Annotated in this window: 10 protein-coding genes and 1 pseudogene; 7 read left to right on the plus strand and 4 right to left on the minus strand. The window is 71.5% G+C overall.

Translation table 11 applies throughout. From position 1 onward, the window contains the following. Positions 1-125: 125 nt before the first annotated feature. The 3 genes from ACGFYY_RS11480 to ACGFYY_RS11490 all read left to right on the plus strand — a co-directional run bounded on the left by ACGFYY_RS11480 (position 126) and on the right by ACGFYY_RS11490 (position 3,969). Entirely contained in the window at positions 126-884 is a 759-nt protein-coding gene (locus tag ACGFYY_RS11480) for a TetR/AcrR family transcriptional regulator (protein WP_393708427.1), read from the plus strand. Between the two features lie 464 nt (positions 885-1,348). Then, a complete protein-coding gene (locus ACGFYY_RS11485) occupies positions 1,349-1,582 on the plus strand; it encodes a heavy-metal-associated domain-containing protein (protein WP_030716022.1) in 234 nt (77 codons plus the stop codon). 113 nt (positions 1,583-1,695) lie between these two features. After that, a complete protein-coding gene (locus tag ACGFYY_RS11490) occupies positions 1,696-3,969 on the plus strand; it encodes a heavy metal translocating P-type ATPase (RefSeq protein WP_393708430.1) in 2,274 nt (757 codons plus the stop codon). A 388-nt stretch (positions 3,970-4,357) separates the two neighbouring features. On the opposite strand, the gene ACGFYY_RS11495 is transcribed toward ACGFYY_RS11490, so the two are convergent. Then, the gene (locus ACGFYY_RS11495) at positions 4,358-5,647 is read right to left on the minus strand and encodes a citrate synthase (RefSeq protein WP_030716028.1); all 1,290 of its coding nucleotides are present in this window, start codon (positions 5,645-5,647) and stop codon (positions 4,358-4,360) included. Positions 5,648-5,829: 182 nt separating this feature from the next. Beyond that, positions 5,830-8,088 carry an ATP-dependent RecD-like DNA helicase gene (locus ACGFYY_RS11500; protein ID WP_393708433.1) on the minus strand — a complete coding sequence of 753 codons (2,259 nt, stop codon included), beginning with the start codon at positions 8,086-8,088 and terminating at the stop codon, positions 5,830-5,832. Positions 8,089-8,380: 292 nt separating this feature from the next. Here ACGFYY_RS11500 and ACGFYY_RS11505 point away from each other — a divergent pair, with 292 nt between their 5' ends. Beyond that, positions 8,381-8,887, plus strand: a complete 507-nt coding sequence (locus tag ACGFYY_RS11505; protein WP_393708435.1) for a DUF937 domain-containing protein — start codon at positions 8,381-8,383, stop codon at positions 8,885-8,887. 56 nt (positions 8,888-8,943) lie between these two features. After that, positions 8,944-9,456, plus strand: a pseudogene (locus ACGFYY_RS11510) (GNAT family N-acetyltransferase); the annotation flags it as partial. Here the strand turns inward: ACGFYY_RS11510 and ACGFYY_RS11515 are convergent. Beyond that, complete coding sequence (locus ACGFYY_RS11515; RefSeq protein ID WP_393708437.1) at positions 9,362-10,342, minus strand: EamA family transporter; 981 nt, start codon at positions 10,340-10,342, stop codon at positions 9,362-9,364. The pseudogene ACGFYY_RS11510 and the gene ACGFYY_RS11515 sit on opposite strands and share 95 nt — an antisense overlap. A 100-nt stretch (positions 10,343-10,442) precedes the next feature. Here ACGFYY_RS11515 and ACGFYY_RS11520 point away from each other — a divergent pair, with 100 nt between their 5' ends. Both ACGFYY_RS11520 and ACGFYY_RS11525 read left to right on the plus strand, forming a co-directional pair. After that, positions 10,443-11,411: a LysR family transcriptional regulator gene (locus ACGFYY_RS11520; RefSeq protein ID WP_393708439.1), complete on the plus strand. Its 969-nt coding sequence runs from the start codon at positions 10,443-10,445 to the stop codon at positions 11,409-11,411. Between the two features lie 55 nt (positions 11,412-11,466). Beyond that, entirely contained in the window at positions 11,467-13,224 is a 1,758-nt protein-coding gene (locus tag ACGFYY_RS11525; RefSeq protein WP_393708546.1) for a glycoside hydrolase family 3 protein, read from the plus strand. Positions 13,225-13,338: 114 nt separating this feature from the next. On the opposite strand, the gene ACGFYY_RS11530 is transcribed toward ACGFYY_RS11525, so the two are convergent. Continuing rightward, positions 13,339-14,772, minus strand: a complete 1,434-nt coding sequence (locus ACGFYY_RS11530; protein ID WP_393708442.1) for a S28 family serine protease — start codon at positions 14,770-14,772, stop codon at positions 13,339-13,341. Positions 14,773-14,835 lie beyond the last annotated feature (63 nt).

Consider the following 14,835-nt stretch of genomic DNA (forward strand, 5'->3'; position numbering starts at 1 on the left):
GTGTCCCCTTCACCGTGATTGCCAGGTCACTTAGACTGGCAAACACGAGCAGTCGCTCGCGTTTTTCAAGAATGCGAGCGATCACTCGTGTTTGTCAATCGCCCACGGGAAGCAGGGGATTGGACATGCCAGGGACGCGCACGGGCAAAAACGCCGAAAAGGTGACCAAGAGGCCTGCCGCCGACTCCGTCGAAGCCGCCACCCCGGATGCCACTACGGATGCGGCCGGCGATCCGGCCACCGATGCGGCCGGCTCCGACACCGGCACCGCGGCCACCCCGCGCCGCCGCCAGGCCCGCGGCGAACGCCGGATCTCCCAGCTGCTGGCCGCCGCCGCCGGGGTGTTCTGCCGTACCGGCTACGCCTCGGCCAGCACCAACGCCATCGCCCGCGAGGCAGGCGTGTCGCCGGGCACCCTCTACCAGTACTTCCCCAACAAGGAGGCCATCGCGGTAGAGCTGGGTGGCCAACTGCTCCACCGCGCCAACGAGGCGCACGGACAGGCGTTCCGCCCCGAGAACATCCACCGCCCCCTGCCGGAGCTGCTCGACGCCGTCCTCGACCCGGTCATCGCCTTCAACTGCGAGAACCCGGCCTTCTGGGCCCTCATGCACGGCACCGGCGTCCCCGGCATCGCCCAGGAGCACGAGAAGCTGCACGAGAGCCTGCTCACCCGGATCGAGGCCGTGCTGCGCGACCGTTGCTCCGGGATCACGCCCGACGAGCTCGCCCACACCTCGAACATGATCCTGGGCATCTTCAAGTCGTCCCTCGACCTGATCCTGGCCCACGAGGGCGACGAGCGCGCCGCCTACACCGCCGAGCTCAAGACCGTCCTGCTGCGCTACCTGGAGCCGATGATCACCGCGACTCCCCCGCACTGACCCACCAGGAACGACCGGCTCGACCGGCTCGACCGGCCCGCACCACCTCGGCGCCCCCGGGCCCCGCGCGCGGGTCGGCGGCCGCGACCCCGCCGGCGGGAACAACAGGCGGGACAGCGCGCCCGACCCACCGGCCCCACCGCGGTCAGCGGCCTCAGGGCCGCCGACCGCGCCGTCGAGCCGGTCGGCGCGCGCCCGCTCGGCAGCAGTGGCATGGCGACGGTCGGCCCGAACCCACCCGGCGCGGCCACCCCGCCCGGGACGAGGGCTTCCCGAGTGATCCATGTCAGCCATTTACGTACAGCGCGCCCATACCGGCCGGTTTTCCCACGAGGATCGAAAGATCGGGAGCCGATGCTCGCTTTATACCCCCCAGGGGTATAGTCTCGAAGAGTCGGGAGGACGGTGGAGCCATCGGCCGCCTCTCCTGGTGACCGGCACACGCCCCTGAAGAGGAGAACGACATGACCGCCGAGACGGACACCCAGACCACCACCGTCTACCGGGTGACCGGCATGACCTGCGGACACTGCGAGGGCGCGGTGACCACCGAGATCTCCGCCCTGCCGGGCGTCAGCACCGTCAAGGCCGTCGCCGCGACCGGCGAGGTCACCGTGGTCTCCGCCGCCCCGCTCGCGGACGAGGACGTCCGCGCCGCGGTGGACGAGGCCGGCTACGAGTTCGTCGGACAGGTCTGAGCGGCCCGCCCCACCCGCACGGCACCCGCGGCAGCCCCGCGGGACCCCGCCGGGCCGTGCCGGCCAGCTCATACTGGTCCCGTACGGCCCGGCCATCCCCCTGGAGCCGGAACATGAGCAGCAGCACAGTGCACGACGGACCGATAACGGCGGTCGAGCTCTCGATCGGCGGGATGACCTGCGCCTCCTGCGCCGCCCGCATCGAGAAGAAGCTCAACCGGATGGACGGCGTCGAGGCCTCGGTGAACTACGCCACCGAGAAGGCCCGCGTCTCCTACACCGGTGACGTGCAGGTCGCCGACCTGATCGCGACCGTCGTCAAGACCGGCTACACGGCCGAGGAGCCTCCCCCGCCGCCCGCCCCGGAAGCCACCGAGGACGTACCCGGCGCAGGCGAAGCCGTCGCCGAGGCTCCCGACCCGGTGCTCGCCGCACTGCGGCAGCGTCTGCTGGTCTCCGTCGCGCTCGCCCTGCCCGTGATCCTGCTCGCCATGATCCCGGCCCTCCAGTTCGACAACTGGCAGTGGCTCTCCCTGACCCTCGCGGCCCCCGTCGTCATCTGGGGCGGCCATCCCTTCCACAAGGCCGCCTGGACCAACGCCCGGCACGGCGCGGCCACCATGGACACCTTGGTCTCGGTCGGCACGCTGGCCGCCTTCACCTGGTCGCTGTGGGCGCTGTTCTTCGGCCACGCGGGCATGCCCGGCATGCGCCACGGCTTCGACCTCACCATCTCCCGCACCGACGGCTCCTCCGCCATCTACCTGGAGGTCGCGGCCGGCGTCGTCTCCTTCATCCTGCTGGGCCGGTACCTGGAGGCCCGCTCCAAGCGGAAGGCGGGCGCGGCCCTCAAGGCCCTGCTGGAGCTGGGCGCCAAGGACGTCGTCGTCCTGCGCGCGGGCCAGGAGGTGCGGATCCCGGTGAGCGCGCTCGCGGTCGGCGACCGGTTCGTCGTCCGCCCCGGCGAGAAGATCGCCACGGACGGCACCGTCGTCGAGGGCGGCTCCGCCGTGGACGCCTCCATGCTGACCGGCGAATCCGTCCCGGTCGACGTCACCGTGGGCGACTCCGTCACCGGAGCCACCGTCAACACCTCCGGCCGCCTGGTCGTCGAGGCCACCCGGATCGGCGCCGACACCCAGCTCGCCCGGATGGCGAAGATGGTGGAGGACGCGCAGAACGGCAAGGCCGAGGTGCAGCGCCTCGCCGACCAGATCTCCGGGATCTTCGTACCCGTCGTCCTGGTGCTCGCCCTCGGCACCTGGATCACCTGGCTGCTGATCACCGACGACCCCACCGCCGCCTTCACCGCCGCCGTGGCCGTCCTGATCATCGCCTGCCCGTGCGCCCTGGGCCTGGCCACCCCGACCGCCCTGATGGTCGGCACCGGGCGGGGCGCCCAGCTCGGCATCCTGATCAAGGGCCCCGAAGTCCTGGAATCCACCCGCCGCGTGGACACCGTCGTCCTGGACAAGACCGGCACCGTCACCACCGGCCGGATGACCCTCGCCGGCGTCTTCACCGCCCCGGGCGTCGACGAGCGCGAACTCCTGCGTCTCGCCGGATCCCTGGAGCACGCCTCGGAGCACCCGATCGCCCGGGCCGTCGCCACCGGGGCGGCGGAGCGGGCCGGCTCCCTGCCGGTTCCGGAGTCCTTCGAGAACGTGGCCGGGCTCGGCGTCCAGGGCGTGGTCGACGGACACGCCGTCCTGGTGGGCCGCGAGCGGCTGCTGGCCGACTGGTCGATCGAGCTGCCGGCCGCCCTCGCCGAGGCCAAGGCGGCCGCCGAGGCCGCGGGCAGCACCGCCGTCCTGGTGGCCTGGGACGGCGCGGCACGCGGGGTCCTGACCGTGGCCGACGCGGTCAAGGAGACCAGCGCCGAGGCGGTCTCGCGGCTGCGGGCACTCGGCCTCACCCCGGTCCTGCTGACGGGCGACAACCAGGCCGTCGCCGCGACGGTGGCCCGCGAGGTGGGCATCGACGAGGTGATCGCCGAGGTCCTCCCGCAGGACAAGGTGGACGTCGTACGCCGCCTGCAGGCCGAGGGCCGTACGGTCGCGATGGTCGGCGACGGGGTCAACGACGCGGCCGCGCTGGCCCAGGCGGATCTCGGGCTGGCCATGGGCACCGGCACGGACGCCGCCATCGAGGCCGGCGACCTGACCCTCGTACGGGGCGACCTGCGGGTCGCCGCGGACGCGATCCGGCTCTCGCGCCGGACCCTGACCACGATCAAGGGCAACCTGTTCTGGGCCTTCGGCTACAACGTGGCGGCCCTGCCGCTGGCGGCCGCCGGCCTGCTCAATCCGATGATCGCGGGGGCCGCGATGGCCTTCTCCTCGGTCTTCGTGGTGACCAACAGCCTTCGGTTGCGGTCCTTCCGCTAGTGACCCCCCTCCGCACGCTCCGCACACTTCCTTCACAGGAGACGCAGATCACAGTGACCGCAACGTAACCATCCGGGGTCGTCGCAGGTCTAATGGGGCGATACCAAGAACGTCTTGGGGGACGTTTCACGGGGACCTGGGGGGTTTCCGTGGGTATCGGCCGGCCGGGACACGTACCCGCGGGAGGCTTTGAGCGGCCCTCCCGGACGAACGGGTCCCGGCACAAAGACGCCCCGACTCGGGTCCCGTGGGGGGAATCCGTTTCGGGGAAAAGGGAAGCGCCCCGACCGTCGACCCGTGGGGGGATCGACGGCGGGGCGCTTCTCGCATGCTCAGGTACCGCGGTGCGCTCCGCGCGGCCGCACGCCGCGCGGAGAAAAGCCTCGGGTCAGCGGGCTTCGACGGGGACGAAGTCGCGCAGGACCTCGCCCGTGTAGATCTGGCGCGGGCGACCGATGCGGGAACCCGGCTCCTTGATCATCTCGTGCCACTGGGCGATCCAGCCGGGAAGGCGGCCGAGCGCGAAGAGCACGGTGAACATCTCGGTGGGGAAGCCCATCGCCCGGTAGATCAGACCGGTGTAGAAGTCCACGTTCGGGTAGAGGTTGCGCTCGACGAAGTAGTCGTCGGCCAGCGCGTGCTCTTCCAGCTTGAGCGCGATGTCGAGCAGCTCGTCGCTCTTGCCGAGCGCCGAGAGGACGTCGTGGGCCGCCGCCTTGATGATCTTCGCCCGGGGGTCGAAGCTCTTGTAGACACGGTGTCCGAAGCCCATGAGGCGGACGCCGTCCTCCTTGTTCTTCACCTTGCGGATGAAGGCGTCGACGTCGCCGCCGTCGTTCTTGATGCCTTCCAGCATCTCGAGGACGGACTGGTTGGCGCCACCGTGCAGCGGGCCCCACAGGGCCGAGATGCCGGCGGAGATCGAGGCGAACATGTTCGCCTGCGAGGAGCCGACCAGGCGCACGGTGGAGGTGGAGCAGTTCTGCTCGTGGTCCGCGTGCAGGATCAGCAGCTTGTCGAGCGCGGAGACCACGACCGGGTCCAGGTCGTACTCCTGGGCCGGTACGGAGAAGGTCATGCGCAGGAAGTTCTCGACGTAGCCGAGGTCGTTGCGCGGGTAGACCACCGGGTGGCCGACCGACTTCTTGTACGCGTAGGCCGCGATCGTCGGGAGCTTGGCCAGCAGCCGGATCGTCGAGAGGTTGCGCTGCGTCTCGTCGAACGGGTTGTGGCTGTCCTGGTAGAACGTCGACAGCGCGCTGACCACGGAGGACAGCATCGCCATCGGGTGCGCGTCGCGCGGGAAGCCGTCGTAGAAGCGCTTGACGTCCTCGTGCAGCAGCGTGTGCTGGGTGATGTCGTTGCGGAACGACGCGAGCTGGTCGACGGTCGGCAGCTCGCCGTTGATCAGCAGGTACGCGACCTCGATGAAGGTCGAACGCTCGGCGAGCTGCTCGATCGGGTAGCCGCGGTAGCGCAGGATGCCCTGCTCACCGTCGAGGTAGGTGATCGCGGACTTGTAGGCCGCGGTGTTGCCGTAGCCACTGTCCAAGGTGACGAGCCCGGTCTGGGCCCGCAGCTTCGAGATGTCGAAGCCCTGGTCACCGACGGTGCTTTCGACCACCGGGTAGGTGTATTCACCGTCCGCGTACCGGAGTACTACAGAGTTGTCGCTCACGTCATCCCTCACCGACGTAGTGCCTCTTCTTCGAGGTGCCCTGACTGCCTCTACCTTCCCCCATTTGGCGCAGGAGAGTGCACTCGGGGTCGGCCTTTGGTGCTTTCGACGGCACTCAGTGCCGTGAAGCTACTCATCCTGCCCCCTCCGCACCGGTGCCGGAACCCCAAATGATCGATCATCTAGGTGATGTTTCCCACCGGTATCCGGCCGGACAGCCTCGCGGCGACCGCCGTGTACCTCCTGCCTGCGGAAACGGTACGCACCGCCTGGCCGAGGGCCTTGCGGGACCCGACGAGGACGACCAGTTTCTTCGCCCTGGTCACCGCCGTGTAGAGCAAGTTGCGCTGGAGCATCATCCAGGCTCCGGTGGTGACGGGGATCACCACCGCCGGATATTCACTCCCTTGTGAACGGTGAATGGTGACGGCGTACGCGTGGGCCAGCTCGTCGAGCTCACCGAATTCGTACACGATCTCCTCATCCTCCTCCGTCCGTACCGTCAGGCGCTGTTCGTCCACGTCCAGGCCGGTGACCACACCGACCGTGCCGTTGAAGACACCGTTGGCGCCCTTCTCGTAGTTGTTGCGGATCTGGGTCACCTTGTCGCCCACCCGGAAGACCCGGCCGCCGAACCTCTTCTCCGGGAGGTCGGGCCGGGCCGGGGTCATCGCCTGTTGGAGCAGTCCGTTGAGGTTCCCGGCGCCGGCCGGGCCGCGGTGCATCGGGGCGAGCACCTGGACGTCCCGCCGCGGGTCGAGCCCGAATCTGGCCGGGATCCTTCGGGCCGCCACGTCCACGGCGAGCACCCCGGCCGCCTCGGTGTCCTCCTCCGGGAAGAGGAAGAAGTCCGGCAGCCCGTCGGTGATCGGCGGCAACCCGGTGTTGATCCGGTGGGCGTTGGTGACCACGCCGGACTGCTGGGCCTGCCGGAAGATCCGGGTCAGGCGCACCGCGGGCACCGGGCCGTTCTCGGCCAGCAGGTCCCGCAGCACCTCCCCGGCGCCGACCGAGGGCAGCTGGTCCACATCGCCGACCAGCAGCAGGTGCGCCCCCGGCGCCACCGCCTTGACCAGCTTGTTGGCCAGCAGCAGGTCCAGCATCGAGGCCTCGTCCACCACGACCAGGTCCGCGTCCAGCGGCCGCTCCCGGTCGTACGCCGCGTCCCCACCCGGCTTGAGCTCCAGCAGCCGGTGCACCGTTGAGGCCTCGGCCCCGGTGAGCTCGGCCAGCCGCTTCGCCGCCCGGCCGGTGGGTGCGGCCAGCACCACCTTGGCCTTCTTCGCCCGGGCCAGCTCCACGATGGAGCGCACGGTGAAGGACTTGCCGCAGCCCGGTCCGCCCGTGAGGACGGCGACCCGGCGGGTCAGCGCCAGCTTGACCGCGTCCCGCTGCTCGGGGGCGAGCGTGGCCCCCGTCCGCCCGGCGAGCCAGCCCAGGGCCTTCTCCCAGTCCACGTCCTGGAAGCCCGGCATCCGGTCGTTCTCGGCGTGCAGCAGCCGGCGTACCTGCCCCACCAGGGACAGCTCGGCCCGGTGGAAGGGCACCAGGTACACGGCGGTCAGCGGGTCCGGCCCGCCCTGCGGATCCGGTACGGGCTCCCGTACGACCCCCTCCGGATCGGCGGCGAGCTCGGCCAGGCAGTCGATCACCAGCCCGGTGTCCACCTGGAGCAGCTTGACCCCGTCGGCGATGAGCCGGTCCTCGGGGAGGAAGCAGTGCCCCTGGTCGGTGGACTGGGACAGGGCGTACTGGAGGCCGGCCTTGACCCGCTCGGGACTGTCGTGCGGGATGCCGACGGCCTGGGCGATGCGGTCGGCGGTGAGGAAGCCGATGCCCCACACGTCCGCGGCGAGCCGGTAGGGCTGGTTCTTCACCACGGAGATGGAGGCGTCGGCGTACTTCTTGTAGATGCGCACGGCGATGGAGGTGGAGACGCCGACGCCCTGGAGGAAGACCATGACCTCCTTGATGGCCTTCTGCTCCTCCCAGGCGGCGCCGATCAGCTTCGTCCGCTTGGGGCCGAGCCCTGGTACCTCGATCAGCCGCTTCGGCTCGGCCTCGATCACATCGAGGGTGTCGGTGCCGAAGTGCTCCACGATCCGGTCGGCGATCTTCGGGCCGATGCCCTTGATCAGGCCGGAGCCGAGGTAGCGCCGGATGCCCTGGATGGTCGCGGGGAGCACCGTCCGGTAGTTCTCCACGGTGAACTGCTTGCCGTACTGCGGATGGGAGCCCCACCGGCCCTCCATGCGCAGGGACTCGCCGGGCTGCGCGCCCAGCAGCGAGCCGACCACCGTCAGCAGGTCGCCGCCACCGCGACCGGTGTCCACGCGGGCGACCGTGTACCCGCTCTCCTCGTTGGCGTAGGTGATGCGTTCGAGCACACCGTCGACCACCGCCAGTTGCACCGTGCGCGGGGCCCCCTCTGTTGCTGCCATGAGCTGAAACTACCGGCCGGCGCCGACAGCGCGCCGGTCCTGTGGACAACGCGAAGCGGACCGCACCACGGGGCAACGCAAAGGGGGTCCCGCCTCGCGGCCGGACCCCCTCACGGTTACCCCTCCCGTGTCGGACTTCCCGATCCCCCCAGATCCCTCCCCGGAAGTACCGACGCACCATACGACCCGCGATACGCCCGCACGGTTGCACCCCGAGCCACAGCTTTATGTTTCCGTTACCAAACGCCTACTCAAGGTGCCGGCGAATCGGCACAGAAGTAGCGTTTCAGGCATGAGCCACTCTTCATTCCAGGACGATGTGCTGGGCGAACTCGGCAACGACCGGATGACCGAGATCGCGGGACTGCTCGGCACGGACACCTCCGGGGCCCGGGAGGCCGTCACGGAGACACTCGGCGTCATGGCCGACGACCTCACCCAGAGGGCCGACGCGGACGACGCCGACGGCGCGGAGGTACGCCAGGCCTTCGCCGAGGTGTCCGAGGCCGAACCGCCCCTGGAGGGCGTGGCCGGCTTCGGCGGCCTCGGCGGCCTGCTCAGCGGCGGCATGATGGCCGGCGTGCTGGCCAAGCTGAGCAAGCCCGTGGCCGCCGCCGTCTCGAAGCGGACGGGCATCCCCGCGACCACCGTCAGTCGGGTCGTCGAGATGCTGATCCCGGTCGTCCTGGCGGTCCTCGCCAAGCGGGCGTCCGGCAAGGCGGCGGGCACCGGTGCGGCCGGACCGGGCGGCGGAGCGGGCGGCGGCCTCGGCGGGATCCTCGGCGGTGGCAAGAAGTAGCCGGCAGGAAATAGCCCCTCAGGGGTCCCACCACCGCACCCTCCGCCTAGAGTTGCCCCATGGCTGAGAGCGTGCGGCTGCGCGACCCGGAACCGGGTGACCTGGGGTGGATCGTGCAGCGCCACGGCGCGCTGTACGCCACCGAGTACGGCTGGAACAGCGACTTCGAGGGCCTGGTCGCCCGGATCGTCGCGGATTTCGCCCAGGACCACGACCCCTACCTCGAACGCGTGTGGATCGCGGAGCTGGACGGCCGGCCCGTCGGCTCGGTGATGTGCGTACGGGAGGAAGGCGCGCCCGGCACCGCCCGGCTGCGACTGCTCCTCGTCGACCCGCAGGGCCGCGGCCGCGGCATCGGCACCCTGCTGGTCGACACCGTCGTGGCCTTCGCCCGCTCGGTCGGCTACCGCGAGCTGGTGCTGTGGACCAACGACGTGCTGACCGACGCCCGCGAGCTCTACCTGAAGGCCGGGTTCACCCTGATCGCGGAGCGGCCGCACCGCTCGTACGGAGCGAGCCTGACGGGACAGGACTGGCGGCTGCCGCTGCGGGAGCGCTCCCCGCGCTGACGCCCGAACCGACCCCCGTACGGTTCGACGCCCGCGCGGGGGCCAACGAGGTCAGCGCCACCCCGCCCACCAGCAGTACGGCCGCCAGCCAGCGCAGCCCCGACACGGACTCCCCGAGGACCAGGGCCGCCGAGGACATCCCGAAGACCGGGACCAGCAGCGAGAACGGGGCCACCGCGGAAGCCGGGTAACGGCGCAGCAGGTAGCTCCAGGCGGCGAAGCCGAAGACGGTGGACACCCAGGCGACGTAGCCGATGACGGCCACCCCCGACCGGTCCAGGGCCCGCAGCGCGGCCAGGTCCCGCTCGGGGCCCTCCAGCAGCAGCGAGAGCGCGAGCAGCGGCAGGACCGGGACCGTGCACACCCACACCATGAAGTTCAGGGCGTCGGGCGGGGCGGCCTTGCGGGTCAGGACGTTGGACACGCCCCAGCAGGCGGCGGCCGCCACGACCAGCGTGAAGCCGAGCACCGGCCCGGAGGTCCCGCCGTCCACCGCGGCGACCGCGATCCCGGCCAGGGCGACGGCCATCCCGAGCACCCGCACCCGGCCCGGCCGCTCGCGCAGCAGGACGGCGGCGAGGACGGCGGTGAAGACGGACTGGATCTGCAGCACGAGCGAGGACAGCCCGGCGGGCATCCCGGCGTCCATGCCGGTGAAGAGCAGGCCGAACTTGGCCACGCCGAGGGCGATCCCGACGCCGACGATCCACTTCCAGGCGGCCTTGGGCCGGCCGACGAAGAAGACGGCGGGCAGGGCGGCGACGAGGAAGCGCAGGGCGGACAGCAGCAGGGGCGGGAAGTGGTCGAGGCCGATCTCGATGACCACGAAGTTGAAGCCCCAGACGGCCGCGACGAGCACGGCGAGGGCGGTGTGTACGGGACGCATGCTTCGAGCATCGACCGCCTGACCATGTAGCACCAGCTCGGATGTCTTCAGTGATGGATGAAGCGTTGCTTACGGATATCCGTGGTGCCACGATGGAGGCATGCTCGATCTCGCCCGGCTCCGCGCCCTGCACGCCGTCTCCGTCCACGGCTCGGTGGCCGGTGCGGCGGCCGCCCTCGGCTACACCCCCTCGGCGGTCTCCCAGCAGATCTCCAAACTGGAACGGGAGACCCGCACCACCCTCCTGGAGCGACGGGGGCGCGGCGTCGCGCTCACCGAGGAGGCCCGCCATCTGGCCGACGCCGCCCAGGAGTTGCTGGCGATCGTGGAGCGCACCGAGACCACCTTGGAGGAGCGGCGCGGACAGCCCAGCGGGTTGCTGACGGTGGCCGCGTTCGCCTCGGCGGCACGCGGACTGCTCCCCCAGGTGCTGGCCGATCTGGCCCACCGGCATCCGGCGCTGGACGTCCGGCTCACGGAGGTGGACCCGCACCTGTCCGTGGAACTGGTGGCTCGGGGCGTCACCGATCTGGCGGTCGCCCACGACTGGGACATCGCCCCGCTGCCCGCGCCGGAGGGGATCGAGCAGGCGGTGATCGGGGACGACCTCTGCGACCTGGTGGTGCCCGCCGGGCACCCCTTCACCACGCGCCGGGTCATCCGGCGCTCGGACCTCGGTGGCGAGCGCTGGGTCTGCCAGCCGCCCGGCCGGGTCTGCCACGACTGGCTGGTACGGACCCTGCGCGCCGCCGGGTTCGAGCCCGACATCGCGCACGTCGCGGAGGAGAACCACACCATCGTCGCACTGGTGGCGGCCGGGCTCGGGGTGGCCGTCGTGCCCCGCCTGGGCACCGGCGCGCTGCCGCCGGGGGCCGTGACCGTACCGCTGGAGCCGGGCCCCGTACGCCGGTTGTACGCCCTGTGGCGGACGGGTGCGGCTCGCCGCCCCGCGATCACCGAGGCCGTACGGAGTCTGCGGGAGCACTGGACGGACCGCCAGGAAGCCCAGGGGCCCCTTCCGGGGGACCTTCCGAGTGTCCGTCACCCCCCGGGCGTACCCCGGCAGTAGGGTCCGGCGCGTGCCGTACCACGCCTCGCGCCGGAATCTGCTCGCCGCGGCCGCCATGGCCGCCGTCACGGCCGCCGGGGCGGCTTCCGCCGCGGTGGGCCCCCGCCCCCACGACACTCCCGACGACGCGCGGCCCCCGAGCCGCCGCCCCGGGCGGGCGCGGCTGCGCGCCCTCATGGACCGGATGAGCCTCGACGAGAAGATCGGGCAGCTCTTCGTCTCCCGGGCCTACGGGCATTCGGCGACCGATCCCGATCCGGCGGACGCCGAGCAGAACCTGGCCGCGTTCGGCGTGCGCACCGCCGCCGAGCTGGTCTCGCGCTACCACCTCGGCGGGGTCATCTACTTCGCCTGGGCCCACAACACCCGCGACCCGCGGCAGATCGCCGCGCTCTCGGTCGGCCTCCAGCAGGCCGCCCTGACCACCGCCGCCCGGATCCCCCTGCTGCTCTCCACCGACCAGGAGCACGGCGCCGTCGCCCGGATCGGCAAGCCCGCGACCCTCCTCCCGGGGGCGATGGCGCTCGGCGCGGCCGGCTCCACCGCCCACGCCCGGCGGGCCGCGCACATCGCGGGCTCCGAGCTGGCCGCCATGGGGATCCGGCAGGACTACGCCCCGGTGGCCGACGTGAACGTCAATCCGGCCAATCCGGTGATCGGCGTACGGTCCTTCGGCTCCGACCCGCGGGCCGTGGCCGAGCTGGTCGCCGCCCAGGTCCGCGGCTACCAGGGGGCCGGGGTCGCCGCCACCGCCAAGCACTTCCCGGGCCACGGGGACACGGAGACCGACAGCCATGTCGGACTGCCGGTGATGCGGCACACCCGGGCCGCCTGGGAGGAGCTGGACGAGCCGCCCTTCCGGGCCGCGGTGGAGGCGGGCGTGGACGCCATCATGACGGCGCACATCGTCTTCCCCGCGCTCGATCCCTCGGGGGACCCGGCGACCCTCTCGCGGCCGATCGTCACCGGGCTGCTGCGCGAACGCCTCGGTTTCGAGGGGGTGGTGGTCACCGACGCCCTGGACATGGCCGGGGTCCGCCAGAAGTACGGGAACGACCGCGTGCCGGTCCTGGCCCTGCTGGCGGGCTGCGACCAGTTGCTGAACGCGCCGGACCTGGCGCTCGCGCAGCGCAGCGTGCGGGCGGCGGTCGAGTCAGGCGAGCTGACGGAGGCGCGCATCGAGGAGTCGGTGCTGCGGATCCTGGAACTGAAGGCCCGCCGGGGCCTGTTCGACGAGGCGTACACCACGGGCCGGGAGGTGGACGCCGTCGTGGGAGCGCGGGAGCATCTCGACGCCGCCGACACCATCGCGGGTGCCACGACGACCCTGCTGGCCAACCCGCGCGGCCTGGTGCCGTTCGACGCGACGGCCGGGCCACGCCTGCTGGTCACCGGGGCGGACCCGGTCTCCCCCACGGGTACCACCGGCCCCCCTACGGCCGTACTGGCGCGGGAGCTGACCACCCTGGGCTGCCGGGCCACGGCGGTGCCGCCGGGCCGTGCGGTGGCCGCCGCTGCCGGTCACGCGGCCGTGCTGGTGTGCACGTACAACGTCCCGGAGGGCGAGAGTCCGCAGCGCACGCTGGTGGCGGACCTGATCGCGACCGGCGTCCCGGTCGTCACCCTGGCCGTCCGCAACCCGTACGACCCGGCCCGGCTGCCGACCTGCGCGGCGGAGCTGGCGACGTACTCCTGGACGGACGTGGAGATGCGGGCGGCGGCCCGCGTGCTCACCGGGGGGCTGCGGCCCGTCGGGCGCCTCCCGGTTCCGGTCCCGGGCCGCTACCCGCTGGGCCACGGGACGGCGCACTGATCGCTCAGGCGCCGGCCCGCGGCCCGGAGGCCCGCGGGGCGACCCGCGGGGCGACCGGGTGGCGGCCCACGTGGCCCGCGTGGCCCGTCGGTCCGGTCGGTTCCGGCTTCCCGGTTACGGCCGCAGCTGCGGCTCGCGCTCCAGGTCACGCTGGTCGAGCTGCGCGTCCGGCGCCGCGAGCGGCGCCGCCTTGCCCGCGTCGGCGAGCGCGGCGGCCGGAGCCACCCCCGCCCACTGGAGGATCTTCGCGGTGGCCAGGGCCTTCTCGCCGTCCATCAGCTTGGCGACGTTCGCCCCGTGGTTGGCGCCCGGCGCGATCATCACGTAGCTGTCGCGCACCCCGTAGCCGAGACGGAACGGCTCGGCGCCCCACGGGTCGTTCTGCCCGTACACGAAGAGCATCTGGTGGGCGTTGTCGCGCACCCACCTGTCCACGTCCGCCATCACCCCCGGCTGGAAGGTCATGGGGATGTCGCGGGGCACGAAGTTGCGCGGCGGCTGGTAGCCGTAGCGGCTCAGGCCCTTCAGGTGCGGCAGCTTGATGTCCGGGGAGCCGAGCTGCGTACCCGCCTGGTAGTAGTACGGCGTGTACGTCTCCAGTCCCTGGTCGGCGTAGGCCGAGAAGCCCGAGATCGCGTCGATCGAGTCCCAGATCTGCTGGTCGCTCGCGGTGGCGGCGGCCGGGATCGAGGCGCAGTCGGCGAGCAGGCTGTACTGCCAGAAGGCCCACACGTAGTCGAGCACGACGGCCTCGTAGGCCTTGTCGAGGTCGCCGACGGTGGTGAAGGTCCAGCCGTTCTCGGCGGCGGCGACCGCGTACTTGGCCTCCAGCGGCTCACGGCGCACGAGTGCCTCGCGCTGGACCGCGTTCAGCTTGTCGCGGCACTCCTTGGTGCCGACCTTGGCGAAGAACCGGTCGTAGGCCGAGTCCTCGTCGTTGACCACGTCGTTGGGCGCGACGTACGCGACGACACCGTCCATGTCGCGCGGGTAGAAGCGCTCGTAGTACGTCGCCGTCATACCGCCCTTGCTGCCGCCCGTGGCCAGCCAGTTCTTCTTGTAGATCTTCTTCAGCGCGGTGAAGATGCGGTGCTGGTCGCTGGCGGCCTGCCAGATGTCCAGGTTCGACCAGTTGGCCGGGTCGGGCCGGGACGGCGTGAAGAATCGATACTCCAGGGACACCTGGTTGCCGTCGACGATGGTCGTCGGCTCACTCCGGCGCGGGCTGGTGCTGACGTTGTAGCCGGAGGTGAAGAACACCGACGGCCGCGAGACGTCCTTGTGCAACAGGGTCAGGCGCTGCTTGAAGGTGCCCTTCCACGGCTGCCGATGGTCCACCGGCTGCTCGTAGTTCAATACGAAGAAGCGGTAGCCGGGGTACGGCTTCTCCTCGATCAGGCTCATCCCGGGAATGCCGAGGATCTGGTCCTTGATGTCCGTGGCGGCCGCGGGCTGCGCGGCTGTGGCCGCTTGCGCCGTGGAGCCGGCCGCCCCCATGGTGCCGATGAGCACCACGAGCGACAGCAGCCATCCGAGCGTCTTGCGCATTCACCCTCCCCTTGAGTTCACTTCGGTCGCCGTGAACCTAGCCGGGCCAACGCTCGCCTGAAC

The organism is Streptomyces sp. NPDC048331 (genome assembly GCF_043201215.1).
Lineage (GTDB): Bacteria > Actinomycetota > Actinomycetes > Streptomycetales > Streptomycetaceae > Streptomyces.

Excerpts from the sequence above, each read along its gene's own strand:
- ACGFYY_RS11480 (WP_393708427.1), top strand. The coding sequence starts at position 126 with ATGCCAGGGACGCGCACGGGCAAAAACGCCGAAAAGGTGACCAAGAGG.
- ACGFYY_RS11485 (WP_030716022.1), top strand. The coding sequence starts at position 1,349 with ATGACCGCCGAGACGGACACCCAGACCACCACCGTCTACCGGGTGACC.
- ACGFYY_RS11490 (WP_393708430.1), top strand. The coding sequence starts at position 1,696 with ATGAGCAGCAGCACAGTGCACGACGGACCGATAACGGCGGTCGAGCTC.
- ACGFYY_RS11500 (WP_393708433.1), bottom strand. The coding sequence starts at position 8,088 with ATGGCAGCAACAGAGGGGGCCCCGCGCACGGTGCAACTGGCGGTGGTC.
- ACGFYY_RS11505 (WP_393708435.1), top strand. The coding sequence starts at position 8,381 with ATGAGCCACTCTTCATTCCAGGACGATGTGCTGGGCGAACTCGGCAAC.
- ACGFYY_RS11515 (WP_393708437.1), bottom strand. The coding sequence starts at position 10,342 with ATGCGTCCCGTACACACCGCCCTCGCCGTGCTCGTCGCGGCCGTCTGG.
- ACGFYY_RS11520 (WP_393708439.1), top strand. The coding sequence starts at position 10,443 with ATGCTCGATCTCGCCCGGCTCCGCGCCCTGCACGCCGTCTCCGTCCAC.
- ACGFYY_RS11525 (WP_393708546.1), top strand. The coding sequence starts at position 11,467 with ATGGCCGCCGTCACGGCCGCCGGGGCGGCTTCCGCCGCGGTGGGCCCC.
- ACGFYY_RS11530 (WP_393708442.1), bottom strand. The coding sequence starts at position 14,772 with ATGCGCAAGACGCTCGGATGGCTGCTGTCGCTCGTGGTGCTCATCGGC.